The organism is Pontibacillus sp. HMF3514 (genome assembly GCF_009858175.1).
Classification (GTDB): Bacteria; Bacillota; Bacilli; order Bacillales; family BH030062; genus Pontibacillus.
In genome coordinates, this window is record NZ_CP047393.1 from 2,393,374 (window position 1) to 2,418,618 (window position 25,245).

General features: G+C 36.7%; 21 protein-coding genes and 1 pseudogene. 9 read left to right on the plus strand and 13 right to left on the minus strand.

Translation table 11 applies throughout. The features are described 5' to 3' along the window. Positions 1 to 17: 17 nt before the first annotated feature. Genes GS400_RS12505 through GS400_RS12515 form a run of 3 tightly spaced genes read right to left on the minus strand, consistent with a single transcriptional unit; the run spans position 18 to position 5,033 of the window. Positions 18 to 1,727, minus strand: a complete 1,710-nt coding sequence (locus GS400_RS12505) for a tyrosine-type recombinase/integrase (RefSeq protein ID WP_160102243.1) — start codon at positions 1,725 to 1,727, stop codon at positions 18 to 20. Continuing rightward, the gene (locus tag GS400_RS12510; protein ID WP_160102245.1) at positions 1,702 to 3,918 is read right to left on the minus strand and encodes a tyrosine-type recombinase/integrase; all 2,217 of its coding nucleotides are present in this window, start codon (positions 3,916 to 3,918) and stop codon (positions 1,702 to 1,704) included. The genes GS400_RS12505 and GS400_RS12510 overlap by 26 nt, the downstream gene beginning before the upstream one ends. 17 nt (positions 3,919 to 3,935) lie before the next feature. Then, positions 3,936 to 5,033, minus strand: coding sequence for a tyrosine-type recombinase/integrase (locus tag GS400_RS12515; protein ID WP_160102247.1), 1,098 nt, complete (start codon positions 5,031 to 5,033; stop codon positions 3,936 to 3,938). A gap of 425 nt (positions 5,034 to 5,458) precedes the next feature. On the opposite strand from GS400_RS12515, the pseudogene GS400_RS12520 reads away from it, so the two are divergent. After that, positions 5,459 to 5,914 (plus strand): annotated as a pseudogene (locus GS400_RS12520) (IMP dehydrogenase); the annotation flags it as partial. 39 nt (positions 5,915 to 5,953) lie between these two features. Here GS400_RS12520 and GS400_RS12525 read toward each other — a convergent pair. Together GS400_RS12525 and GS400_RS12530 are read right to left on the minus strand one after the other, a co-directional pair. Next, the gene (locus GS400_RS12525) at positions 5,954 to 6,442 is read right to left on the minus strand and encodes a GyrI-like domain-containing protein (protein WP_160102249.1); all 489 of its coding nucleotides are present in this window, start codon (positions 6,440 to 6,442) and stop codon (positions 5,954 to 5,956) included. 307 nt (positions 6,443 to 6,749) lie between these two features. Then, complete coding sequence (locus GS400_RS12530; RefSeq protein WP_160102251.1) at positions 6,750 to 8,132, minus strand: aspartate aminotransferase family protein; 1,383 nt, start codon at positions 8,130 to 8,132, stop codon at positions 6,750 to 6,752. A gap of 358 nt (positions 8,133 to 8,490) precedes the next feature. Here GS400_RS12530 and GS400_RS12535 point away from each other — a divergent pair, with 358 nt between their 5' ends. From GS400_RS12535 to GS400_RS12545, 3 genes are all read left to right on the plus strand, one after another. Beyond that, positions 8,491 to 9,339 (plus strand): MurR/RpiR family transcriptional regulator, encoded by an 849-nt coding sequence (locus GS400_RS12535; RefSeq protein WP_160102253.1) that lies wholly within the window; start codon positions 8,491 to 8,493, stop codon positions 9,337 to 9,339. 337 nt (positions 9,340 to 9,676) lie between these two features. Beyond that, entirely contained in the window at positions 9,677 to 10,684 is a 1,008-nt protein-coding gene (locus GS400_RS12540) for a TAXI family TRAP transporter solute-binding subunit (protein ID WP_160102255.1), read from the plus strand. 128 nt (positions 10,685 to 10,812) lie between these two features. Further along, positions 10,813 to 12,759: a TRAP transporter permease gene (locus GS400_RS12545; RefSeq protein WP_160102257.1), complete on the plus strand. Its 1,947-nt coding sequence runs from the start codon at positions 10,813 to 10,815 to the stop codon at positions 12,757 to 12,759. Between the two features lie 95 nt (positions 12,760 to 12,854). Here the strand turns inward: GS400_RS12545 and GS400_RS12550 are convergent, their stop codons facing one another. After that, positions 12,855 to 13,511, minus strand: coding sequence for a reverse transcriptase-like protein (locus GS400_RS12550; RefSeq protein ID WP_160102259.1), 657 nt, complete (start codon positions 13,509 to 13,511; stop codon positions 12,855 to 12,857). 151 nt (positions 13,512 to 13,662) lie between these two features. On the opposite strand from GS400_RS12550, the gene GS400_RS12555 reads away from it, so the two are divergent. After that, a complete protein-coding gene (locus GS400_RS12555) occupies positions 13,663 to 14,385 on the plus strand; it encodes a 3-ketoacyl-ACP reductase (RefSeq protein ID WP_160102261.1) in 723 nt (240 codons plus the stop codon). Positions 14,386 to 14,486: 101 nt separating this feature from the next. On the opposite strand, the gene GS400_RS20335 is transcribed toward GS400_RS12555, so the two are convergent. The 5 genes from GS400_RS20335 to GS400_RS20490 form a co-directional block, all read right to left on the minus strand. Beyond that, complete coding sequence (locus GS400_RS20335) at positions 14,487 to 14,618, minus strand: hypothetical protein (RefSeq protein WP_255454137.1); 132 nt, start codon at positions 14,616 to 14,618, stop codon at positions 14,487 to 14,489. 85 nt (positions 14,619 to 14,703) lie between these two features. Further along, a complete protein-coding gene (locus GS400_RS12560) occupies positions 14,704 to 15,063 on the minus strand; it encodes a hypothetical protein (RefSeq protein WP_160102263.1) in 360 nt (119 codons plus the stop codon). 162 nt (positions 15,064 to 15,225) lie between these two features. Then, positions 15,226 to 17,199: a hypothetical protein gene (locus tag GS400_RS12565; RefSeq protein WP_160102265.1), complete on the minus strand. Its 1,974-nt coding sequence runs from the start codon at positions 17,197 to 17,199 to the stop codon at positions 15,226 to 15,228. A 40-nt stretch (positions 17,200 to 17,239) separates the two neighbouring features. Beyond that, complete coding sequence (locus GS400_RS12570) at positions 17,240 to 18,517, minus strand: ATP-grasp domain-containing protein (RefSeq protein ID WP_160102267.1); 1,278 nt, start codon at positions 18,515 to 18,517, stop codon at positions 17,240 to 17,242. Positions 18,518 to 18,922: 405 nt separating this feature from the next. Beyond that, complete coding sequence (locus tag GS400_RS20490; RefSeq protein WP_370519799.1) at positions 18,923 to 19,072, minus strand: putative holin-like toxin; 150 nt, start codon at positions 19,070 to 19,072, stop codon at positions 18,923 to 18,925. Between the two features lie 511 nt (positions 19,073 to 19,583). Here GS400_RS20490 and GS400_RS12575 point away from each other — a divergent pair. Further along, complete coding sequence (locus GS400_RS12575) at positions 19,584 to 19,823, plus strand: hypothetical protein (RefSeq protein ID WP_160102269.1); 240 nt, start codon at positions 19,584 to 19,586, stop codon at positions 19,821 to 19,823. Positions 19,824 to 19,857: 34 nt separating this feature from the next. Here GS400_RS12575 and GS400_RS12580 read toward each other — a convergent pair whose 3' ends face one another. Both GS400_RS12580 and GS400_RS12585 read right to left on the minus strand, forming a co-directional pair. After that, positions 19,858 to 20,979 (minus strand): DEAD/DEAH box helicase, encoded by a 1,122-nt coding sequence (locus GS400_RS12580; RefSeq protein ID WP_201450103.1) that lies wholly within the window; start codon positions 20,977 to 20,979, stop codon positions 19,858 to 19,860. 112 nt (positions 20,980 to 21,091) lie between these two features. Beyond that, positions 21,092 to 21,649 (minus strand): NAD(P)H-dependent oxidoreductase, encoded by a 558-nt coding sequence (locus tag GS400_RS12585; RefSeq protein WP_160102271.1) that lies wholly within the window; start codon positions 21,647 to 21,649, stop codon positions 21,092 to 21,094. A 214-nt stretch (positions 21,650 to 21,863) separates the two neighbouring features. Here GS400_RS12585 and GS400_RS12590 point away from each other — a divergent pair, with 214 nt between their 5' ends. Genes GS400_RS12590 through thrB form a run of 3 tightly spaced genes read left to right on the plus strand, consistent with a single transcriptional unit; the run spans position 21,864 to position 25,229 of the window. Then, entirely contained in the window at positions 21,864 to 23,192 is a 1,329-nt protein-coding gene (locus GS400_RS12590; protein ID WP_201450104.1) for a homoserine dehydrogenase, read from the plus strand. Between the two features lies 1 nt (position 23,193). After that, entirely contained in the window at positions 23,194 to 24,252 is a 1,059-nt protein-coding gene (gene thrC / locus GS400_RS12595; protein ID WP_160102273.1) for a threonine synthase, read from the plus strand. Between the two features lie 5 nt (positions 24,253 to 24,257). Continuing rightward, the gene (gene thrB / locus GS400_RS12600) at positions 24,258 to 25,229 is read left to right on the plus strand and encodes a homoserine kinase (protein WP_160102275.1); all 972 of its coding nucleotides are present in this window, start codon (positions 24,258 to 24,260) and stop codon (positions 25,227 to 25,229) included. Positions 25,230 to 25,245: the final 16 nt, after the last annotated feature.

Sequence of the window (25,245 nt, forward strand, 5' to 3'; positions counted from 1 at the left end):
AAAATTCCTCCCCTATGTTATTTCCAATCATATACTGTTTCATGTTCTATCCCTTCGACTACTTGTTGTTTATACTTTTCTATGCCATGATCACATATATTAATCACACGTTCTAAAAGAGCCATGTTACGGACGGCATTTTCATAAGTCGCAGCTAACTCGGAGTTACCTCTCGCTTTTTCACTCCGCTCTTTCCAATACTCATAATCCTCCTTGTAATCTCCGTACTTATCTGCTAAAGGAACAAACCAATTACAAGCATAGCATTCATATTTAATAGGAGTTCCATCAGGAGCACATTGATCCACAGCAGTTTGACTGCACACCCCTACAGTTTGTCCTGGTTTCTTCAATCTTCCAACAAGATAAGGAGCGATTCCTTTTTGTTTTAAAGCTTTCTCAGTAAATTGATTTTTCATGTTTATTATTGTTCCTTTGAATAACACTGGTGACGAATCAATTGGGTTCAGCTCTTTTGTAACCGTATTATGCACGGACTTAGTATAGTTTTCATCTATATGTTCGTAATTCCTCAACATCGTTTTACTTTTATGCTTTGTTCGATGCATTGTTTGTTCATCTGTAAAACCAAACTTAGAACGAGAAGTAACACTATTATGTCGAAAACGGTGTGTTGTTATGTGATCCTTAATTCCCAAGTGCTCACAAGCTTGTTTTAAGATTTCGTTTGCTTTCCAACTCGCATATAGACGAGGAACTGTTTTCACTTGTCTTCTAACTTTAATTTTTCCAGTTGAATCTGTTTTTAATCCGAAACCTACACCATATAAGAATAAATAGTTAGTTAAATCTATCCCCCTCTCATCAACTTTTTCATTTATATACGGGTGAAGGGCTTTTGTTTGCTCTTGCAACTCTTTAATCATGTCGATATATATTTTTGTGATTCCATGATATCCTACAGTAATTGCTTTAGTTTCTGGAACTCTATGCCCTCCATTTGTTTTCCACGATGGTATTAGTAGGATATAATGATTAAAGTGTGGTGTTAAACAATCAAGCTTCATACCACTCACTTCATTAACACGGTTGGGAAATAACCTCATTGTCCAGTAGTGCACCCTAACAACAAGTGGAATATCATTAGATCTATCAAACATTAAATTGTCCAATTCCTCTATGTCTTCAGTGGCTATCGGCTTTCTTCTATTCTGTTTTCTTTCTTTTTTGTTTATTGTAAAAGGGTTGTCCCTTCTAGCTATAGTTATAAAAGGTACACCTGAAACCCCAGCCATAACTTTAAAAAAAGATTTCACACTCACCCAAGCATGATTCTTAGAAGTTTTGCTCAAATTTGTTATTGTTAAGTACCTCTTAAAGTTATTTATAATTTCAGGTGTTATCCCACTAATTAAACAGTTAGAATCAACTAAATCTAGATATTTAAAGAAGTGGTTTAAAAATGAAATTACTTGATTTCTAGTACTAACTTCCTGATCTGCAAACATCGCGTAAAACTTTACAAGTTCTTTGTGCTTCTCGGGTGTCTGGTTAAAGTAAATCATAAAAGCTTGTTTATCAATTCTTTCTCCCATTAGTTTATGAAAAAACCAAACATCATCTTCAAATTTAAAATCCCCAAATAATATTGTTGATTTTTTAGCTTCCTTAAGGTAGTCTTCATCGATCACGGAAGGTATGACCAAAGGGTTCTCTACAGAATCATCTAAATCATTTTGATTAGTTAAGATATTTTTTGTGTTCATGCTCTGGGATCTTCTCCTCTACAAACTTGATTAATTGATTCAAACCATCTTTAATCAATTCAAGATAATCCAGTTCACTTTGGAAATCTCGATATGTTAGATATTCTTTCTTTTTAATCCCCATTAGGTCAAATTGTTTTTCCAAATTGGAGATATAGTTCTCATGTTCAGCAAGTAATTCTCTATAGTGAGGGATTTGCTCAGGGGCTGTCACAAGCATTCTACAACCTATACATCTACTTTTAATACAAGGTCCGAAAACGACGTGTTTACCACAGTAACCATTTCCATCAGGGGCTTTACGAGAACCTCGTTTAATTTCCATTCGTATTGCTTCTAATTCTTGTTCAGATAATGAATCGCCAAATTTGGGTTTAAATAGGTGAGTAAAAGCTTCATCAAAAAAAGCTGTTTCCATTTCAGCAATTTTCTTTTCTTCTAACCCAAAGTATGAATGAAGAATTGTTTCTGGTGTATTGCCTGTGACTTTCGAGATTTCTTCAACAGAAAGGCCCTCTGTTAGCAAGGTTACAATCAAGCTTTTTCTACACATATGATTTGAAAATCGAAAATCTACCCCTATTTGAGTTAAAATTCTATTTACAGCATAAGATAAAGAATCCCTAGCCATAATTTTAATGCCGTTAAATTTATGGATAAACAAAGTTTCAAAACCGGAAGCTTTTCTAATCTCTTCGGTAGCTTGCAATTGACTATTAAAAGCAGCTCTTAATGCAGGAGTTGCATATACTTCATGATATATATCCTCTTGTTTGATACGTTTTTCTTTCTCTTGTTTAATAGGAATATACTTTAATTGCCATTGTTCATTTTTTTCATTCCAGTAAAGCCCATCACACTTTAGATTAATTAAATCTGAAGCCCTCATCCCCGTGTTCATTAGTATAATCCAAGCATTCTGGTGCATAGGACTAAGTCGTTTAAGATTATCATTAATGATCTCTACAATTTCCTCCGGGATTGCTTCTATGTGTTTTACATCGAGGTTAGCATTTTTAAATCCCACCAGATGAAAAGGGTTGGGAACTTTTTTGTTATGTTTTTTGGTGTACCATGTGAAAAACCTGGCCATTGCACCATAAGATCTTGAAATTGTACCGATTTTGTAATGTTCTTCTAAGTCTGCTTTAAACAATAATAGGTGGGGGGTGTATCTTATTTTACTTATATCCTCTGAAATCCCCTGGAATATATTAACTTTTTCATTCTTAACACTAGCATTACTCGTTTTTTGTAAATGAGTTACAAATATTTTTATATAATTGACAGTACTTTGAAGCGAAATCAATTCATATCCTTCTTCAACCACGAGATATTTTATGTAATCTTTTATCTCACTTTTCAATGGTTCAAATAGATCTTCAAAGTAAATATTTACAATTTTGAATTGACCGGTTTCCTTCTCTATATAAGAAGTCCAAACATCGCTTTTGAAGTCTATTTTTAGACTTTTCATTTTTGAAATATATAATGGTTTTACTTCTAATGCAACACAATCGCATAGATACCTTTCATGTTTATAAGCTTCGGAAGTAAATTCTCGTTTAGGGAACAATCGTCTGTGGAGTGAATGAGGGTCTGGTTCGATAAAAGATTCTATATCTTCCTCTGCCAATTTCTTAATAAGTTCTAATGCTTTTTCATCTGAAAATTGCATGTTTGAATACCCCAGAAAACTTAGTCGGGATTGAAGTCTTTTAATCTCAGGTACATTAAAGTCATCAATAGCTTTTTTAAGCCATGACAAAGTTAACTCATCAACTATCTTTCTAATATCTGCCCAAATATGATGAATTTCTTTTGATTTACTACCAAACATCTTGTTACTATTGATAGCATCGCCCATAGTTGGCAACTCTTTTGGGTATTTACTTTCAAAATAAAACCTTACTAGTTCTAAGAGTTTATCATGCCAAAAGTGAATGCTTAGTTTTAGTGAAATACTCTTATGCTTGACATTTATCTCCCTGAAGGTTTTTAAATCTTTATCCACTAACGCTTTGTGTACAGACCTTACAAGGCAAATTATCGATTCTTTATCATTTTCCACGCTACCTAATTTCATTAGTGGATAAGATTTCAAAATATATGTTTCTCCATCGACACAGATCGCTAGATTTTTGTTCATTTTAATACCACTGTGTGGTAATTCTTTTATAGTTATCTCCATAACATCCTCCAAAACTATTACTCTTCAATTTGCTTTTGTGGTTGCAAAGACTTTAACGATTGCAAAGGAGTACGGCTGTCCAATACTTCTTTAGTTTTGGATTTATATCTAGCTTTGAGCGACTTTTTATAGTGTTTAAAAGAGCGCTCTTGTAGCCCGAGGACCTCCTCCATAAACTTTATACTTACTCCAGGAACGCCTTCATCAATTAATTCAAGTAATCTTTGGATCGTCGTGCTCCTACCACTATGTGTACGCATTTCACTTTCTTCAAAACCTGCCCTTTTACCAGCACTTTTCAATATACGCAAGTAATTCCTGGTACCCATTGCCTTTCCTTTTGTTGGGCCTTGATGTGTTAAAAAGAGATAATGTTCATTAGATTCATCATGGGATGCAACCTCAATACGTTCAGATTCAAGGTAAAATAAAATAACTGAAGACAGAAGTGGGCTAATTGGAACTATTCGCCCACCTGTTTTGGCTCCTGTATCATTTTCTGTGTTCTCGGTGTCTTTTATAATTAAAAGCTGCTTGTTATAATCAAATGATGATAGTCGTAGCCCGAGAATTTCACCTATCCGCATTCCTGTTTCAATGGAAATTAAGAAAATCACTTTATCCCTGTATCTATTAAAAGTGGAACAAATCATTTCTATTTCAGCTGTAGTGTACCATTTTAACCAATGTCTAGTCTCTTTGTATGTAAGGTTTCTGGAAAGTATAGTTTTTTCTGAATCTCTATTACTGACTATACCATTTAAGAATGCTTCAGCGTTATTCTTCCTTCCCTTACTAGGAACGTAAAAAGGATTTATGGAAGTTTTATTTGCTGTAATTAAATAATCATAGAAATTTGCTAAAGAATATACTATAGTCTTTAATGCTGAAAAAGATTTTTGCGTTTCTTTAGAACTTAAAACACTACTGTTTGATGGGGACCAAAGAAGGAGCTTTCTAATATACAGTTTCGAAACTTCTCTGTCCACCTCCGTGTAATGCACTTCCAGTTCTTTTAAAAAACGAAGGTATGCTGCTATCACATAACCGTATTTCTCTGATGTAGAAAGAGAACCATCTGCTTTCTCTAATAAAAAATTATTAACATCTTGCATGGGTAATCCATCCTCAGTGACATACCATCTATGTACCCACTCTTTATTTCCTTTATAATACTGGCACTTACTTATCCTAATACTACATGCTTTATCCCTTCTTGACATTAAGTCACCACTCTTCCCCTGTTTACTGATGTATTCTAGCAATACTTACATAATATAATAACTAATTATTAGAATTAGATAAATCAACTACTAAAAGTCATACACTATATGAATATATATAACTTTCTAATTGTTTAAAGTAATTGGTACCATCTCTTTTTACATATTGCCAAATCTTCATAAACTATTACATATATAATATAACTATATCTTATAATATAAAGTCAAAAGATTATCCACAATATATATAACTAGCAATAAAGCCTTTTAATAGTTATTGTCTACACTTAAGTAATAATAGATAAAAAGTTAACTGAACAAAGATTAAAACAGGATTTGGCACAGGTGGCTGGCAGCTAGCAGCGCTCCGTTGGTGTGCAAAAGCAGCTAGTAAACCTATTATTGCAGATGGTGGCATTCGAACACATGGGGATGTTGCAAAATCAATCCGCTTTGGAGCTTCGATGGTCATGATCGGTTCGCTTTTTGCAGGGCACGAAGAATCCCCTGGAGAAACAATTGAAAAAGACGGTAAGTTATATAAAGAATACTTCGGTTCCGCTTCCGAATTCCAAAAAGGTGAAAAGAAAAACGTAGAAGGAAAGAAAATGTACGTTGAGCATAAGGGATCTTTAAAAGACACTTTAGAAGAAATGGAGCAAGATCTTCAGTCCGCAATCTCCTATGCTGGGGGCAGCACGTTGGATGCAATTCGTCACGTAGATTATGTTGTCGTGAAGAACTCTATATTTAATGGAGATAAGGTTTATTGAACTATTTTCAGGTGAGCAATAAATTGCTCACCCTTTCTATTATTCTTTTAATACAGGAACCAATATATCAAAATGAGGGTCTTCTAACTCCCGATCAACTGGATAGCCTTCATGTTTGATCGGTAACTTATCATAGTACTCTACCTCTTTCTCTTGAAAAGGAACATACCCGTTCTCTTGAATCCATTGATATATATCTTCATAGGACTGACCAATATTCTGCCCCTTTTCATGTTCCGCGATTAAGTAAGTCATCTCTGGAACTTGGAATTCGATCATACCGTTAGGAATAACTTGATCGTCAGTGACTTCATATCCTGAATAATGGACAAATCCATCTTTTCGTAGATGATAAGACAAGCCTAATTGAAGTTTTGGATTAACAGCATATTCTAACTCTTTCAAACGATCACTCACAGTAGCTATAACTTCCTTCAAATGTTGAACCTCCGAGTAAGGTCCCTCCCACTTCATCCCAATCACTCTGTATTCTGGTATTGTTACAATCTTGTAATCGTTTCTCTTCATATATTACTGCACCTCTGTCTTTTTATAGTTTCTATTACTTTCTACTTTCAGATTACATACTCCTTCTTAGAGGGAATTCTGTCCCATTCTAAAAAGAGTAAAGATTTAACCTGTTTTATATACCATCAATTTTCTCGACATCAACAAAAAGACCCCCGCTCTACTTTAAACTGAGCGGAGGTCTTTTTGGCTATCGCACCTATAACAAAAGACATGAAATCAAGGTGAATTTATTATATTTTAAGTTCGTCCTAGCTTTTTCAACGAATAGCCGCTGGAATAGTAGCTTAATGATGCCTCACAAACATTAAATCTTATTGGATAAAACTCGATCAAACGCTTCAAGAGTATCATTAATTTCTTTATCTCCATGAGCAGTAGACATACTATATCGATTTAATGGCTTCGTATAAACCCCTTCGTTAAGGAGATGAAAATCAATCTTTTTGCGTAAAGAAAAGTTCGATTCTTGAAGATCACGGTAATTACGAACATGATCTTTTTCTGTAATGATAATGTTAAAAATGGAACCTAATCCTAGTGTTTGCATGGCAATACCTTTAGAAGCAAATAACTCACTTATTCCATTTTTTAATTTTTCAGTATTCGACATCACTTGATCCATTTCTTGCTCTAGAACGTTTAACACGGCTAAGCCTGCAGACAAAATGGTAGGGTGGCCATTATACGTACCACTATGGAAGAGTACATCCTTCGCGCTTGATTTCGTACTTGTACTACTATCAAATACATCAGATTCAGCTATTGGAGCGCTAACCATCATGATTTCTTTCTTACCACCAATAATACCTACTGGAAAGCCTCCACCAATGACTTTACCTAAAGTAGTAATGTCAGGCTTTATACCGTACACCGATTGAGCTCCACCAATACCCATACGGAAACCGGTCTTCACCTCATCGAAAATCAAGAGTATTCCTAATTCTTCTGTGATCTTGCGTAATCCTTCCATAAAGGATTGTTCAGCCGGGATAAAACCAGATTGTACAGGCTCCAGCATGACCGCTGCGATTTCATCTTTATTCTTCTTCAATATTTCTGCACATGCATCAAGATTATTGAATGGTAATACAATTGTATTTTCTGCTTGTTCAGGTTCTATTCCTTTAGACTCAAAGATACCCTTTGGCTCATGCTCTGGTCCCGCTTCTGCGACTGGTGGGTTCACACTAAGCAAGACATTATTGTAACCACCGTGATAGTGCCCTTCTATTTTGGCAATTTTATATTTTCCTGTAAAAGCGTACGCCATACGAATGGCCAAAAGTGTTGCTTCAGTCCCTGAATTTGTATACCGAAGCATCTCCATGGTTGGATAATATTGTTGAATTTTTTTCCCCATTTGTAGTTCAAGTTGATGTGGTGTGCCAAAGAGGGCTGTTCCATCTTCTTCTAATTGATTATGAATCGCTTTAGATATAGATGGGTGACCATGACCAAGCATTAAAGCTCCGTAAGATAGGAGATAATCAATGTATTGATTTCCATCCAAATCTGTTAAATACGCACCTTTCCCACTTTCCATGACTATGGGATAAGGGTCGAAAAATTTTATATTAGCTGTCACTCCTCCAGGGATAATTTCCTTTGACTCCTCAATAAAAGCTTGTGACTTAGGTGTTCTTTCTTTCAGTTTTGTATAAGCATTTTCCAATGTTAGATTTTCCATCGATTACACCTCTCGCTTTCCATTTATTTTCACAATAAAGATTAGATATTTATAAAAAATATGAAATTTTTATTTCATTTCAAACTAAAAAAATAGATGATTTATGGTTATTTTCCAATATATCTGAGCACCAAATAAATTTCAATAATAATTTCACGTAATAATATTGAATGAAATTTTTATTTCACAATTAAATAAAAAGATTCTCCTATAACTTTACTTCTGAATTGCAGTAACTAATTTCTCTTGAATACAAGTCCACTAGTATGTAGAACCTCTTTTGTGTTATCTTTTTAACCAAGAATATATAATTTCACCCATATTTCTTTATTCTGAAATTTTCGGAGGTTAATTAATCATGCAAAATGTCTATCAGCATATTTCGGCTAAAATTCCTGAAATGAGTAAATCCCAAAAAAGGATAGCTACATACATCCTAGAAAATCCTAATACGGCACCTTTTCTAAACGTTGCCAAATTAGCAAAATTGTCTGGAGTAAGTGAAGCAACAACCGTTAGATTTGCCAATTTCCTAGGCTTTTCCGGGTACCCTGAACTTCAGCAGCAATTGCAGCAATCTGTACAGCAGCAATTAACGACCTACGAAAGATTAGAAATGTCCACTCAGGTCTACGATGACGAAGAAAAAGGGATCTATGAAATTTTCCAAGATGATATGACGAATATCAAAACAACCATGGAAAAATTGGACTTACATTCGTTTCATCAGATTGTAGATATTCTTCTTAATGCTGATAGAGTATTTATTGTAGCTAATCGAAGTGCCTTGTCATTAGGGGTTTTTCTTCAATATTACTTAAATATGATTTTGGGGAATACCGAGTTAATACAAACCATCGAAACCAAAACAGAAAGCTTAAATACACTTAACGAGAATGATGTAGTGATTGGTATGAGTTTTGCCAGATACACCAAAAGCACGATTGATATTATTCAATATGCTAGAGAAAAAGGCGCTTCTACTGTCGCAATTACCGATCATTTATTGTCTCCGCTCGTCCCTTATGTAGATTATTCACTTGTAGCTTCTACTAAAATGCCAACATTTCTTGACTCCTTTGTTGCACCACTAAGCCTAATTAATGCTTTAGTTACCTATGTTGGCAAGCATAAGACGAAGGATTTTCAAGAGCGTCTAAAACAGTTAGAAGAAACCTGGAATCACTTTGATATTTTCATAAAATAGCTCATCTGGGAATTGAAAAATTCCCTTTTTAGATTAATCTGTTTGGTTAAAAAATTAAATGTTTAAGTGTAACTTTAGATATTGAAATTTTAAGAATTTTATGAAACAATAATTTCACATTCAACTACTATAATGTATAGCTTTCTTCAAATTTTTTAGTAACTATATTAGGAGCCATCGGGAAACATTATTTTTTTGGCCATTAACGAAATAATAATTTCATGAATGAAAAATTAAGAAACACATCATTCAAAATCCATCCGGTGGTTTATAGTTGTTGGCACTCATTTCTTTACAAAGGGTACCTAAAAAGAAAAAAACGGTAGGAGGAATATTTATGACAAAAAAGAAATGGCTTTTAGGTTTGATACTGTTATTTACGATTCAAACGGTTCTTACTGCTTGTGGCGAATCTAGTGAAGGTAGTGCAAGTAAAGAAAGTGATCAAGGTGATTTTGTTAAGGACCTACAGCTAGGTACCGGAAGTACAGGTGGTACCTATTATCCACTGGGAACAGAGATGTCTACCATACTTAATAAAAATGTAGATGAGAAAGACTTTAATGTAAGCGCTGTTTCAACAGGAGCTTCAGTAGACAACATTTCACGAATTGGCCGTGGCGAGTTACAGCTGGGGATGACTGTTCATATTCCTGCTCAAAATGCTCAAGCAGGTAAAGGTGAATTTGATGGGATAAAAGTGGAAAACTTCGGATTCATGGGACAAATCTATCCAGAAATCATGCAAGTTATTACATTGGAGTCTACAGGAGTAGAATCAATAGCAGACCTTAAAGGTAAAAAAGTGGCGATTGGACCTCCAGGAAGTGGTACCCAAGCAGCCGCAAAAGCCATTTTAGCAGCACATGGTCTTAAAGATGGTGATTATAAAGCTTATGAAGAAGGCTTTGGTGACGCAAAGAAAAAACTCCAGGATGGTCAAATTGATGCAACTTTTGGTTTCTTAGGACTCCCAGCATCTTCAATTAATGAATTACATGCTCAAACCAAAGATGTTAAATTCCTTGAAATCAAAGGAGATGCTTTGAAAAAGATTCAGGAAAACACAAAATACAAACCTCTAGAAATTTCAGCTGACTCATACGAATGGTTAGAGAAACCAGCACATACGATCACAGCCTATGCCATCTTAGTAGGTTCAACGGATCAAGTGAGTAAAGAACTCGGATATAAAATTACAAAGGCATTATATGAACATGCTGATGAAATTTCACATTCACAAGCAAAATATATTTCCAAAGAAAACGCACTCAAAGGTTCTGAAGACTTAAAAATGCACCCAGGAGCAAAGAAGTATTTCAAAGAAATTGGACTGTTGAAATAAAGAGAGTCGAGTATAAAATCTAGTTTAAAATCTATAACACACATGATAATTAATTACTGATTACTTATCATGTGTGTAACCTTTTGCTTTTTATTAATTTCTTCTATTAATAAGGCGGTGAAGAAAGTTTGTCAGAAACACAGAATGTTAATCAACAAGACTTGCTATCTAAATATGATAAAGAACATGCCTATCGAACGAATTTAGGCAAGTGGGCCTGGATCATTTCTTTTATTGGGATATCCCTTACTTTTTTCCATCTATTCACTGGATTACGAGGAGTTTATCCTTCACAAATTCAAGGGCCGATACATTTAGGTACAGGCCTCGGCCTAATTTTTTTATTGTATCCGGCTAAAAAAACATTAATCAAACACCGTGGCATAGCATGGTATGATGTCATACTAGCCTTTGCCGCCATGTTTACGAATTATTATATAGTCTTCAATTATAATCGAATTGTAAGTAAAGCCATTATTATGGGTTATAACAATACGGATATCGTTGTTGCTACAATTGCTATTGTTCTTCTGTTGGAAGCAACCAGGCGAGCCGTTGGTTTACCAATAGTTGTTATTGCTAGTATTTTTATTGCATACGGATTATGGGGCAAGGGTATTCCTATTTTCGGACATGCTGGGTTTGATTGGAGCAGTCTAAGTACTGAACTGTTCTTTAAAACGAATGCTATATTTGGGATCCCTATTCAAATTTCATCACAGTATATCTTTTTGTTTTTATTCTTTGGTGTGATGTTAGTCAAAACGAATATAGGGATGTTTTTTAATGAGCTTGCTTTTGGATTAACAGGGAGATTTACTGGGGGAACTGCAAAGGCAGCTGTTGTAGCAAGTGCCCTTCAAGGAATGGTTACCGGTAGCTCCGTTGCTAATACAGTAGGTTCAGGTTCATTTACAATCCCTATGATGAAGCGCGCAAAGTTCAAACCCGAATTTTCAGCTGCAGCAGAAGCCTCTGCATCAACAGGAGGACAACTTATGCCTCCCATTATGGGGGCAGCCGCATTTATAATGGCTGAATATACTGGAACTACATATAGCCAAGTCATTCTGATCGCCATCATACCAGCAGCTTTATACTTCTCAGGGATCTTTTTTGGAACACATTTTGAAGCAAAAAAGCAAGGGATTTTAGGAGTTAGCAAAGAGGAGCTTCCTAAATTAACAGACCTCACAAAAAAATTAGATTTATTGCTTCCGCTAATCGTGATTATCGGAACTTTATTATCAGGAAAAACAGCCACTTTTGCTGCTTTGTGGGGAATTGTAACAGCTTTCGTTGTTAGCTTTTTTAGAAAAGAAACACGTCTCTCCTTTAGAGGAATTTTAGAAACCCTTGAGAAAGGAGCACGAGCAGCGTTACCAGTTATTGCAGCTTGTGCGACTGCGGGAATTGTTGTTGGAATTGTCACATTAACTGGCTTAGGTGGAAAAATTGCAGGAGGAATTGTTGAACTAGCTCAGGGACAATTCTTTTTAATTCTCTTTTTCACAATGATTGCAAGTATTGTCTTAGGAATGGGATTGCCAACTACAGCGAATTATGTGGTTACTGCCTCCATGGCTGCTCCTGCAATCCTTCAAGCATTCCCTGATATTCCGGTTATCGCTGTTCACTTGTTTGTGTTTTATTTTGGGATTATTGCAGATATAACCCCACCTGTTTGTCTTGCAGCATATGCAGGTGCCGGAATAGCCGGAGCAAACCCAATGAAATCAGGGGTAAATGCAGTAAAATTAGCCATAGCTGCCTTTATTATTCCTTATGCTTTCGTTTCAAATCCTGTTTTAGTTCTCCAGGATGGCGCAAACTTTGCTACCGTTACTCCAGCTTTATTAACCGCATTATTAGGTATGGCTGGAATAAGCGCATCCATGATGGGATTCTTCTTTAAGAAAGCAGGAGCAATCGAACGCATCCTTTTATTTACTGCTGGGATTATGCTTGTCTATCACAATATAATCATTTCTATGATTGGCTTGCTAATCTTGGTTGCAGTCGGACTGTATCAACATTATTTGAAGAAAAATCACATACCAGCACTATCCGCTTAAAGGAGTGCCTGTCACTCCCCGTTTTTGTCGAGTAATCTTCATGTCTAAAGTAAAGCACCTGCAAGTTTATGCAGGTGCTTTTTTAAATGTTTTTTTCACGTGATCTCAATCGTACTCGATACTTCCACACCCTTTAAAGCTTGAGAGGCTAGCCTATCAGCCTCATTGTTTTCTTTTCGAGAAACAGCATTATATTCTGGAGTTATATTGATCTCCCCCATCTTCTCTTCAATCCGATCTGCCCATCTAGATAACTCTTCTTCTAGTACAGGCCATTCGTCTGTTAATTGATTAATAACAACTTTAGAATCACCGATCACTTCTACTGATTGGTGTTCCACTCCTAAAAACTCTAATTCTTGCAGGCCAAGATGAAGGGCTGCGTATTCAGCTTCGTTATTCGATTCTAGCTCTTGCACTTGAGCATTTTTTCTCAATCGATACGACTTCCCACTCTGCTCATAGTAAATTACACATCCCAGCCCTGAGTTTCGTGTTTCAAGATTATATCCACCATCAAAATAGAGTTTAATGTGATGTGGTTCTGTTTGTATTCCTTTCATAAGCTCTTTTAGTTCTTTTAGGTTCCATGTATGTTCTTTAGAATCAATAAAGGTTACATCTTTCATTCGCCCTGTCTTTTCAATATCTTCAGCTAATACGAGCGCTTTACCCGCTAACATCTCTTCAGAAATAAATGTTGTTTCCGTCCCTTTTGGTGATTTATAGGTTAACTCCATTTTTACATTCATCGTTTAAAGACCACCTTTCACATGTATCTATTGTACCCTGCATTATACATGATTATTTTTCCTAGGGTCTGATGAGTAAACCGTTATCTTTGAATCTCCACTTTCCAAACCTTACACTTATCCTTAAGAAATAAAGAAAGGGAGTTGAACCATGGGACAAGATATAAGAGGCAAAGTTGCATATATCACAGGTGCTGGCAGTGGAATCGGACGCTCTACTGCACTGGAGTTTGCTAAAGAAGGTGTACATGTAGGATTAATTGCTCGTACGGAAAGTAAGCTAAAAGAAGTTGCAGAAGAAGCAAAAGCACTTGGCGTTAACGCCAGCTATGAGACAGCGGACATTGCTGATATGGAGCAAGTAAATCAAGCAGTGGCTAATTTACAACAAAATCTTGGCTCTGCTGATATTCTGATCAATAATGCAGGGATTGGTTTACATGGATCTTTCTTAGAGATCGACCCAGAAGACTGGAAACGAACATTTGAGGTTAATGTTTATGGTACCTATCACGTTACACGCGCTGTTTTACCGCAAATGATTGAAAAAGATCAAGGAGATATCATCAATATCTCATCAAGTAATGGATTGAAAGGCACTGCTGGTTCAACTTCCTATAGTGCATCCAAATTCGCTATACAAGGTATGACTGAAGCACTTATGCAAGAAGTACGCAAAAATAACATTCGCGTATTTACGCTTAACCCTAGCCTTGTCGCTACAGAACTAGCTTTTGGAGATAAACTTGATGAACAGGATAAAGAAAAATTCATGCAGCCTGAGGATATGGCGGAGTATATGGTGTCTCAACTGAAGTTACACCCTCGTATATTCATTAAACAGTCCTTACAGTGGGCGACGAATCCGTTCTAGGGATTAACGATTTTGTAAAAAAAGGTGTCTGCTCCTTATTTATTGTGTTAAGTTTCAAGTTAAATAAGGAACGGACACCATATTTTAATGTATAGGATTATTTATTTCACTGACTCTTCAGCTCTATCTTTATATTTGGAATCAAAAGCAATTAATACAACATCATGCTTATCCTCTAATTCCTTAAGATCCTTTAGTTTTTCTTCAGATAAATTTGCATAATCAAAAGACATGATATCCCTCCTTTAATGATATTGTGAACATTAAAGGATTAGGTTATACCACTTACCTCTAAATTATGCACCATAGATAACGTTTTTATTTAATGATAAATTTATCAATCGTTTCTCGATCATCACCAATAGAGTAAGTTGTAAACGTGACCTCATCACCATCTTTTACATCCTCATTCTCAATTTGAGCTTTAGCATCTTCGGATAATCGGTACGTAACATCTTGCCCATCTACTGTGATGACAACAACATCTTTAGACTCAATCCCCTTCAAAACGCCTTCTTGTTCAGGTGCTTCTTGACCAGCAGGCATTGTTCCCTGCTCATTTCCAGTATCGCCCCCACCCATTTCTTCATGTTGCTCTACAGTAAAACCACAAGCTCCTAATATGACTAAGGTAAATACACTAATCATGAGTACAGCCAGCTTTTTGACTTGTAACATTTTCATGACCTCCTATTTTTATTTCATTTATATAGACGTTGTTACAGCAAAAAGGTTTACTCTTTTTTTAAAAATAGGCCAATAGCACCAATCTTCCTTCATAAAAAAGGCTAAATCGCAAGCGATTTAGCCTTTCTTAACCTTATTCATAGCCTTATCTTTTTATACTTTGTAACTCACCCATGAGTAATCTTTCCCCCAGGATGATTGAGCAAGCTCTGTTACTTTTTTTACTTCTTCCTGTTCTACTGCAAAGGCTTCTCCCTGTTCATAAGGATTATAATGAAACGCATATAGCCTTGAAGCAAACTCATGGAATTTAAGTGAGCATTCACCTTCTTTTTCTCCATTGTTCATAACTGTAGGGATTATCCCCTGTCCCCAGTTTTGAGAGCTATCATTATTCGGGTTATAAAAGTACACCCTCATGTCTCCAGATGGATCTTCTGCGACTCTCAGAATGGATACAGCATGGAACCCAAGAAGCTTTCCATGCACATTTGTTATGAAAATCCCCACTGGATTCGGATAAATCAAATCATGATCATCGTTGTAAGCAGGATGGTGTGTGGCATAGAATAAACGAACAAATCCAGAGTGATCTGACACACTTCCTGTTAATGGATTTATAACAGTGCTAAATCCAGTCTGTACCCAATCCCCATAAAAAGCAGGGTTCACCCATCGATGTCCATCTTCTCCTCGCAGGAGTACTTTTTTCATCATTTCATTATAAATCTTATCTAAGTGTGGGACTAATACCAAAGAAACAGGGTCTAACTCCGTATGCAAATCTGGAGCTAAGCCACCTGATAAATGTTTAGAATGAATCACAGTTCCTTCAAAACGGAAATCGATATCCCCGTCTCGAGCAGCTCTTGGTATTAATTCAAGCAAGTAGCCTGGTGCATGCTGCGCCCACAAACTGATCCCTCGAGCAGACTGACATGTAGGGTTTAATCCTTGGCCGACTCCTAGCGGTTGCCCAAGCACACTTAACACACCTGATAAGAGAATAGTATTTGCCGTTAAACCATCAGATTCCTTAACGGAATGTATCAATTCCTCTCGAACTTCCGGCCTGATATCTAACTCAATCAAACGCTTCAACCCAGGAATAACTGGAGAAGAAGAGAGCACACCACGTTCAAGCATACAAGCTAAACCATAGATACATTGTCTTGTAGCTGGATATACGGCAACCTTTATGATTTGGGTGATTAAGTCATAATGCTCTTCAAAATTGGCTAACCCCTTATCTGACAAACGTAAAGCAGTTGGCACAAGTTGAGGATACCTTCTTATTAGAAAGCGTAACAGGATAGCATGATGAGAAGATACCAGCCCTGTTTCCCTCATGGAACTTGCGAGACTTATACATTCTGAACGTAATTCCTTCACTTTAGCATCCTTCAATTTCACTCGATAAGCTTTTAAATCTTGATACTTCTTACTTAATGGTGATGGCCCTTCAATGGATGAAATGAGCTTTTCTAAGTCTTCACGATTCTGCACTGAAGCTTCTGCATTCAGCATTTCTTTCGCCATTTTAATCATGGATACTGTTCGAGTAACCATAATGGGGCGTTGAGCTGTGAGTCTTTCAATCTCTTTTGTAAGTGTTTGAATAAGTGCTTTAGGTGATAGGTAGATAGAAATAAATTGTAATAACTGATGAGATACCTCTTTGTTCTCTACACTTTCTATTCTTGTACTCTCTGTAGCATTTGGAAATAATAAATCAAGGTTAAGAGCAATCACTTCATTCAAAAACACTTCTGCTTCATTAGCAGATAATACATCATGCTCATATTTTCCATTTGAAATAGCTAAAATTCGTAAATTGCTAAGTACTTCAATAACACTGGTTAAGCCTTTAGTTTGTAATGAGCCAGCAACTAGTGGCGGCTGCAATTTCTCAGCCCTCTCCCAAGGTCCATCATGAAAAACCCCTGCTTCATCAAAGAGGTGGGCGAACTGAAACAGTTTCTCCACACCATCCTCATGTTTCAGTAAGCGTTTAGCTTCTTGATAGACATCCTGTTGGTAGAGAGATTTAGCATATGGTGCGGCTTCTTGAAGTTTTCCAAGAGATCTAGAAAACCGATTAACTAGTTTATTGGACTGTTCTTGCACAACGCTTAAACCTCCTTAAGAAAAACGCAAACACCCTATCTTATTTATAGAAATTATAGTTCTCGTACATCTTTAACAGATCTAGCATTTCCTCACTATCTGTCCCATTTAAGAAGATGGTTCCATAGTGATTTCCAAATCCGACTCGTTCAGCAACCTTTCCTTGTGACGGCATAATGAGATCATGCTTTTCAAAGTAAGGGTGATTTTCTAACTCTTCTGGAACATCTAACGTATTGAAATAGTTCACATGCGGGTGAACCATAAGACATCCTGCATAGCCATTCTTCGCTTCATAAGAATCAGGGAAGAATTCTTTGAGTTCTTCTTCGGTGGTGTTTGGATCACTACACATTATTTGAGCCTGATAAGCACTAAATCCATAAGCCTTTTCAATCAGGTCAAAAATATGTCCACCAGGTACTCGTGCTGCAACCTCTCCAAAGTGAAGAGTTCCATCCGGCATAATGAAATACTCTGGATGAATTACACCATATTCAATTTCGAATGCATCAATGAGCTTTTGGACTTCTTGATGTATTAATTCACGTTTACTCTCTAACTCAGGAGAAGCAGGTACAAAATTCGAATACCCCAAACGTACGTACTCTGTAATATTTAAAAACTGAACTTTACCTTTATGAACAAAAGCTTCACAAGAAAATTCCTGACCATCTAAATGACTTTCCATTAATAATGGAAAATCTTGATCAGACAATAAATCAATAGCTTCTGGTTTATCAATAACACGATGTCCCACAGAACCAGCTTTATCGATAGGCTTCACATGAATAGGATCATTCGGATCACCTTCAAGCTTTAACAATGCTTCATTCACACGCTTTAAGAAACGACGAACATCATCTTTATCATGAGCTTCTTCAAAAACACCGACTTTAATGCCCGAAATTTGTGCTTTCCTTTTCATCATCCCTTTATCACGAAGGAGTAATGAACGATTAAACACTTTTGGATCATTGCGAAAACGTGCATTTAACGTTCCAGCCCATTCTACACATTCTTCGTACAGCGGCACAGCAAGCTCTGCTCCAAATGCTTTTAATTGCTTATACAAGTGGTCAGAGTCTTCATTGATTCGATTAAAATCCCAACCAATAAACGGAATATCATGTTTCTCTGCATAGGACTGAAAATCAGGTGGTCCTACCACAATAAAAGGTCGGTTCAATTTGTCACAAGCCTCAATCGCAGGTAAGCTCCACCCAATTAAGGCTGTAATACAATGTTGCTTTTCAGGAGATACCTTTTCTTTCTCAACTCCAGTTACCTTCTCTACCTGTTCTAACTCTAAATCCATTCTAACCTCTCCTTTAAAATTGACTTAAAAAAGCAATTGTTTCAACAAATAAGAACACCTTATATATAACCGTAACAAACTAGACGCAGGAAGGTAACTTTTATATGGCCCATTCGCTATAATTCGACAAAAGAAGTTAAATTTTTTAAAACAATCTGTGATTCTGTGACATATCCATTCCACTTCTCCCGTATTCAAGACTTCTTTAGTCCCAACTATCTCTACTGTAAAGCACCTACAGTTTTAATTGTGATAAAACTGGTATCTATGGTAATATAAAAGTAATAAAAACATAAATTAAAAATGACCGTAGCTGCAACTACGGTCACTAGATAAACGTTCCCATTAGGGATCGGCCTATATGAAAGTAGACCTCGCCCGTCCAATTAGCTGTTGAAGGGAGGTCTACTTTTTATTATTCTTCAAGAATTCAGATACTAATTTCACGACGAAACTTAGAGTAGCGATCATGAAAAGCCCAAAAGTGAATAGTACCATCAAGACCTCATACGCATTCAAGGCATCCCCTCCCTTCTCCAGAGGGTAGCCGACCACCTTCAAGTAGAACGTTATCTATTTACGATATTACCATAAACTGTTCGTTTTTAACAGAACATATGTTCCCTAAACCTTAAATATAGTACATCTTTCATATTTAATCACATTTTTCCATTTCTAATATTTTAGGAAGTCAATGCATCTCAGGAGGCTGTGTACCTTAGTTATGATCACTACTTTCACACAAGTATCACAACTAGAATTAGGTAATATTTCACATGAGCAATTCTTTTCCATTATTCATTTCCTTCATCATAGAATCCCTTTAATAAAGAGTTACAATCTTATTTGAAAATGATTAATATAATTCAGATCAGTTTTGTTATTTGGTTAAAGGGTACATATCCAATAAGCACCAATACTTTTTTTATATAATAAAGTGTAAAGTGTTAGTAAGCTGACACTTTAGTGTGAAGAAGTTTGGCGTTATTTTATGGAGGGATTTCAAAAGAAACAAATGCATGATAAGAAGAGAAAAGTAATTTTTGACAACCATAGGGGGCTTATCTTGGAGCTTTTACAGTTTCTAGAGGACGAAAATTATTCTGTTCTAGGGTACCATCAAGAAGAACATGAACCAGAAACGTTTATCAAGTTGGAAGAAGTTCAAACGAATGAACACCTTCTAACACAGTTACAAATTGTGCCTATTCGAATGGAGTACTACCCTTTTGATCGAAAACCTTGCATTGTTTGCTTTGACAATGATCGCTGCCAAAAAGTATTTCTTTATAAAGCCAATAAATAAAGAAAGGGGTACAAATCATGTACCCCTTTCTTTATTATGCATCCTGTATTTCGCCTTTATAGAAAACCTTTTTACTTACTGGGATTTCCAAATCACGACTAAACTTCTTCAGCATTTTTTCTTCCTTAGGCGTAACCACCGAAATGACTGTGCCAGATGTTGATCCTAACCTACCTGTTCTTCCCGAACGGTGAATATATTGATTTATATCTTCTGGAAGGTCAACGTGAATGATGTGGGTTAAATCTGTGATATCTAACCCTCTTGCTGCAACGTCCGTTGATAGTAGCAAAGGTAGGTTTCCAGCACGGAAATCCTTAAGTGTATTTGCCCGGTCTTGTTTATTGGAATCACTGTTCAATACGCCCACAGAAAGACCTTTATACTCAAGCTTCTCAGCCATAGCTTGCAGATGACTAATTTCTTTAAGGAATGCAAGAGCCTTAACACCGCTGTGCCTTGCAACTTTTCTAACGATATCAATTTTGTCTCGAGCTTCACATACAAAATAGATATGCTCTACTTCTGGCTTGTTAATTTCCTCTTCTGATACTTTTATCACTTCAGATTCCCTCATGAAACCCTTTGCTTCTTGTTCTGTGTTCTCACTAAGAGTGGCTGAAAACAAGAGAATCTGTCGGTCATTTAATGTGCTTTTGACAATACCTTGAATCGTTTTGCGATGCTCAGGTACAAGAAGCTGATCTCCTTCATCTAAAACTAGGGTTTGCACCTCATGCATCTTTAATTTCTTTTGATTAATTAATTCAGATACACGCCCAGGTGTTCCAATAACCACATTTGGCTTTTTCTTGAGCTTCTCGATCTGGCGTTTCATATTGGCTCCACCGATTAATGTCGTACTGGAAATACCGCTTCCCTGCGTCCACTTTTGAACTTCTTGATGAATTTGCATCACTAGTTCATGTGATGAGGCCAAGATCACCACTTGAACATGTTTTTTCTCAGTGTCGACCTTATTCAGTAGTGGCAAAAGATAAGCTAGTGTTTTACCGCTTCCTGTCGGTGATTTTGCAATTACATCTTTCCCATTATGGATTGGAGCGCTTACTTTCGTTTGAATTGCTGTAGGTTCTTCAAATCCCGATTTCTCCCAAGCACCGTGTATAAAAGACTTCCATTCAATTTGTTCCATCGTTATTTCCTTTCTATCAAAGGGTTAAAATAAATATTATGACTCCTTATTATGTCATGAAACGAGTCATAAACATACACTTATTAGCAAAATACATGGCCAGTTCCCTAGCTTAAACTTGAAAATAACGACTCAAATGATCCTTAAGATCTTTTTTATAAAAGTCAATATCAGGGTTCTTTTTAACATCAAAACAAGAAAATGTCTTCAGCCCTTTCATACCCGTATATTTATGGATTAGGTGCAGGTGGAATAAAACATCCTCTACATTACGCCCTTCAAAAAACTTATTACGGTCATTAAACGCCTCTGCTGGAGCATTCCAAGTGGTTGAAAACATATATTTCTTGCCTTCTAACAACCCACCTCCAATGCCATATTCTTTTGTTTTCCCACGAAAATAGACTCCATGCTCATGGGTTTGATCTAGATATTTTTTAAAGACAGCTGGGACACTATAATTATAAATCGGTGTTTGATAGATCACTGCATCAGCCCATAGCATTTTCTCTTGTTCTTCCTTTTTATTAAAACCATCCTTTAGAACAGTGGTTTTTACATTATAGTGAGGTTCTAATAATTTTACGGTAGCATCAAACATTGTTTTATTTAGTTCGCCTCTTGAATGCTCATAGTATTCATGTCCATTTAGTACTAGGATATTTTCCATTCTTCTCTCTCCTTTTATCTTGGTTGCTTATCAATATTTTACTCCACATTAGCTTTACATTCTAATAGTACACATGAATCATAATTATAAAAATTTTTTAGAATCTTTGAAAAAGCATTGAATCTTTCTCTGCTACTTGCTACAATGTCCTCTATAAATAAACATGTGTACACGCCAAAAAGACATTAACTAGTCAGGTTAGGAGAGGATTTTAATGAAACAGCAAGCATTAAACCAGAATGAACAAAGCGAATTGCAACATATACGTATTGGCCTATTAGGACTTGGAACGGTGGGTACTGGTGTTTACCGAATGATTGAGGATTATCAAGAAGATTTACAACATAAAACGGGTTGCCAAATCTCCATTAGTAAAATTCTAGTGAATTCACCAAATAAATTAAGATCTATTGAAATCAACCCAGATCTATATACAACAGATCCAAATGAAGTGTTACAAGACCCAAATATCGATATGATTGTTGAAGTCATGGGTGGAGTTGAAGAAGCTCGTGAATACATCACACATGCGTTAAAAAGCAAAAAACATGTGGTGACAGCAAATAAAGATTTAATCGCCTTATATGGTGGTGAGTTGTTAAGTCTAGCAGGTGAACAAAATTGTGACTTATTCTACGAAGCTAGTGTTGCAGGTGGAATCCCTATTTTAAGAGGTTTAGGTGATGGTTTTTCATCCGACCGAATCACGAAAATGTTAGGAATTTTAAATGGAACAACAAACTATATGCTATCGAAAATGGCTCAGGAAGGTGTGGATTATGATACATGTCTAAAAGAAGCACAAGACCTGGGGTATGCTGAGGCAGATCCAACATCAGACGTTGAAGGGTTGGACGCAGCCAGAAAAGTCGCGATTTTAGGAACTCTAGGATACAACACACAATTCTCTCTAGATGAAGTTGACGTTCAAGGAATTTCTTCTATTGACCAAAAAGATGTTCAATACGGAAGAGAGTTCGGATATGAACTCAAACTATTAGGAATCGCAGACAAACAAGATGAAGAAGTTGAGCTGTCTGTTCAACCTACTTTCATTAAAAAATCTCACCCTATTGCCAATGTAGATGGAGTAAATAATGCTGTTTACGTTCATGGTGAATCCGTTGGTGAAACCATGTTTTATGGACCAGGTGCAGGTGAATTACCTACAGCCACAGCCGTTACATCTGACTTGGTTACAGTTGTTAAAAACATCAAGCTCGGAGTTAATGGTAGAGGAAATGTTGCCCCATTCAACGTTAAGAAAATGAAACCTAAAGAACGCCGCAATCATCGCTATTATGTTCGTTTGCTTGTTCAAGACGAACCAGGTGTAATGGCTACGATCGCAAACTCTCTTGCAGAAAATAATATGAGCATTTCGAATATGGTGCAAAAACCATATAGTGACGAGAAAGCGGAATTGGTCATCGTAACGCACGAAGTTTCCTTAGCCGCTTTAGAAGATTGGAAAGACAAAATCAACGCTCTAAACCCAACATTAGAACTAGCAAGCTGTTACGCAGTTGAAGGTGGCGAATGAAATGTCAAAAGGGATTATAGAACGATATAGCAACTATCTACCCGTCTCAGAACAAACACCTCGAGTAACACTAGGTGAAGGCAATACCTCTCTACTTTATGCGGATTCCCTATCAGAACTATTATCCGCCCATGTCTATATGAAAGTAGAAGGTTTAAATCCTACAGGTTCATTTAAAGACCGTGGAATGGCTATGGCTGTAGCAAAAGCAAAAGAAAAAGGGGCTAAAGCGATCATTTGCGCCTCTACAGGTAACACATCTGCTTCTGCTGCAGCATATGCAGCACGAGCTGGAATGGAGTGCTTTGTTGTCATTCCACACGGATATGTAGCGTTAGGAAAACTAGCTCAAGCGATCCAATACGGGGCAAAAATCATTTCAGTTGAAGGCAATTTTGATCAAGCTTTAGATATCGTAAGGCAATTAGGAGAAAAATATCCTTTAGAGATTGTGAATTCTATCAACCCCTACCGACTTGAGGGACAGAAATCAGCCTCTTTTGAAATCATTGAACAGCTCGGCCATGCACCTGATGTCCTTGCCCTACCCGTAGGAAATGCAGGAAACATTTCTGCTTACTGGAAGGGGTTCAAAGAAGCACTAGATCATCAATTGTGTTCCTCCTCCCCTCAAATGTGGGGATTTGAAGCAGAAGGTGCAGCTGCCATTGTCAATAATAAAGTATACGAAGAACCCGATACCTTTGCTACCGCTATTCGCATTGGTAATCCGGCAAGTTGGCAACTAGCTATTCAAGCAAGAGATGAATCAAAAGGGATCATTGATGAAGTATCAGATGATGAGATCCGAGAAGCTTATCAACTCTTAGCTGAAAAAGAGGGAGTTTTTTGCGAACCAGCTTCAGCCTCTTCTCTTGCAGGACTAATTAAACAATCCAAGCAAGGCAAAATTCCTGAAGGGTCTACGATCGTTACAGTTCTTACAGGAAATGGCCTAAAAGATCCAGATGCGGCCATGTCTAACATCCAACAGGAAATGAAGCCTGTACCTGCCACAGAAGCAGACTTAGTACAAAATATATTTGGCAACGAGGAGTAATGATTATGTCTCAAGAAAAAATTAAAGTGAGGGCACCTGCAAGTACAGCTAATTTAGGATCAGGTTTTGATTCAATTGGCATTGCTTTAGATATGTACACGGAAATTGAGATGTCTTCACATAATCAGCTTCAATTTGAATGGGTAGATGAGCACGGAAACAATACTCCTTTCCCTTTTACAAATGATGAGAACTTAATTTACCAGGCTATGAAGCAAGTTTGTGAGCTTCTTCAAAAGGACATTCCAAATGTGAGAGTGTTGGTTAAATCAAATATTCCTTCTACTCGAGGCTTAGGAAGTAGTGCTTCAGCCTTTGTTGCTGGGCTTGTTGCTATAAATAAGTGGTTAGGAGGAACTTTATCTAAAGATGATCTTCTTTGGCTGGCAGCAGAAAAAGAAGGTCACCCGGATAATGTAGGAGCATCCTTATTCGGTGGTGTATTTGTAGGGGCTATGGATTGGGAAGCTAAGAAGGTCCAGCACAACTATATTCCCTTTCCTAACAAATGGACATGGTTAGCAGCTATTCCTTCTTACTCTTCGTCTACGACAAGTGCTCGAAAAAGATTACCTGACTCCTATCAAAAGCAGGATGTCATATTTAATTTAAGTCGGTATGGTTTGTTGGTTTCCTCCATCATGTTAGGAGATGAAGAAGGATTGAAGACAGGCTTTTTTGATAAACTCCACACACCTTACCGCCAAGACTCGATACCTGGGCTCGACCACTTAATGAACAGTCAAGAAGAAGTAGGAGCTTTAGGATTTATGATTAGTGGTGCAGGACCAACTGTCTTAGGACTTGTGCCACAGCAGGCAAATCTAAAAAAAGCTCAATTATATATGGAGCAATTTTTAAAATCTGATGCACATGACGTCAATGTCATTCCATTAAACGTCGATCATTTTGGTGTGCAGGTTTACGTTGGTGAAGATTTAGAATATTTATGTAATACAAAAGCATTTATGGCATAAAGCTTGTACAGAAATA

What these genes read in the sequence shown, in the direction of transcription:
- GS400_RS12505 (WP_160102243.1), bottom strand. Translation starts at nt 1,727, where the DNA reads ATGAACACAAAAAATATCTTAACTAATCAAAATGATTTAGATGATTCT.
- GS400_RS12510 (WP_160102245.1), bottom strand. Translation starts at nt 3,918, where the DNA reads ATGGAGATAACTATAAAAGAATTACCACACAGTGGTATTAAAATGAAC.
- GS400_RS12515 (WP_160102247.1), bottom strand. Translation starts at nt 5,033, where the DNA reads ATGCAAGATGTTAATAATTTTTTATTAGAGAAAGCAGATGGTTCTCTT.
- GS400_RS12525 (WP_160102249.1), bottom strand. Translation starts at nt 6,442, where the DNA reads ATGAAGAGAAACGATTACAAGATTGTAACAATACCAGAATACAGAGTG.
- GS400_RS12530 (WP_160102251.1), bottom strand. Translation starts at nt 8,132, where the DNA reads ATGGAAAATCTAACATTGGAAAATGCTTATACAAAACTGAAAGAAAGA.
- GS400_RS12535 (WP_160102253.1), top strand. Translation starts at nt 8,491, where the DNA reads ATGCAAAATGTCTATCAGCATATTTCGGCTAAAATTCCTGAAATGAGT.
- GS400_RS12540 (WP_160102255.1), top strand. Translation starts at nt 9,677, where the DNA reads ATGACAAAAAAGAAATGGCTTTTAGGTTTGATACTGTTATTTACGATT.
- GS400_RS12550 (WP_160102259.1), bottom strand. Translation starts at nt 13,511, where the DNA reads ATGAATGTAAAAATGGAGTTAACCTATAAATCACCAAAAGGGACGGAA.
- GS400_RS12555 (WP_160102261.1), top strand. Translation starts at nt 13,663, where the DNA reads ATGGGACAAGATATAAGAGGCAAAGTTGCATATATCACAGGTGCTGGC.
- GS400_RS20335 (WP_255454137.1), bottom strand. Translation starts at nt 14,618, where the DNA reads ATGTCTTTTGATTATGCAAATTTATCTGAAGAAAAACTAAAGGATCTT.
- GS400_RS12560 (WP_160102263.1), bottom strand. Translation starts at nt 15,063, where the DNA reads ATGTTACAAGTCAAAAAGCTGGCTGTACTCATGATTAGTGTATTTACC.
- GS400_RS12570 (WP_160102267.1), bottom strand. Translation starts at nt 18,517, where the DNA reads ATGGATTTAGAGTTAGAACAGGTAGAGAAGGTAACTGGAGTTGAGAAA.
- GS400_RS12580 (WP_201450103.1), bottom strand. Translation starts at nt 20,979, where the DNA reads ATGGAACAAATTGAATGGAAGTCTTTTATACACGGTGCTTGGGAGAAA.
- GS400_RS12585 (WP_160102271.1), bottom strand. Translation starts at nt 21,649, where the DNA reads ATGGAAAATATCCTAGTACTAAATGGACATGAATACTATGAGCATTCA.
- GS400_RS12590 (WP_201450104.1), top strand. Translation starts at nt 21,864, where the DNA reads ATGAAACAGCAAGCATTAAACCAGAATGAACAAAGCGAATTGCAACAT.
- thrC (WP_160102273.1), top strand. Translation starts at nt 23,194, where the DNA reads ATGTCAAAAGGGATTATAGAACGATATAGCAACTATCTACCCGTCTCA.
- thrB (WP_160102275.1), top strand. Translation starts at nt 24,258, where the DNA reads ATGTCTCAAGAAAAAATTAAAGTGAGGGCACCTGCAAGTACAGCTAAT.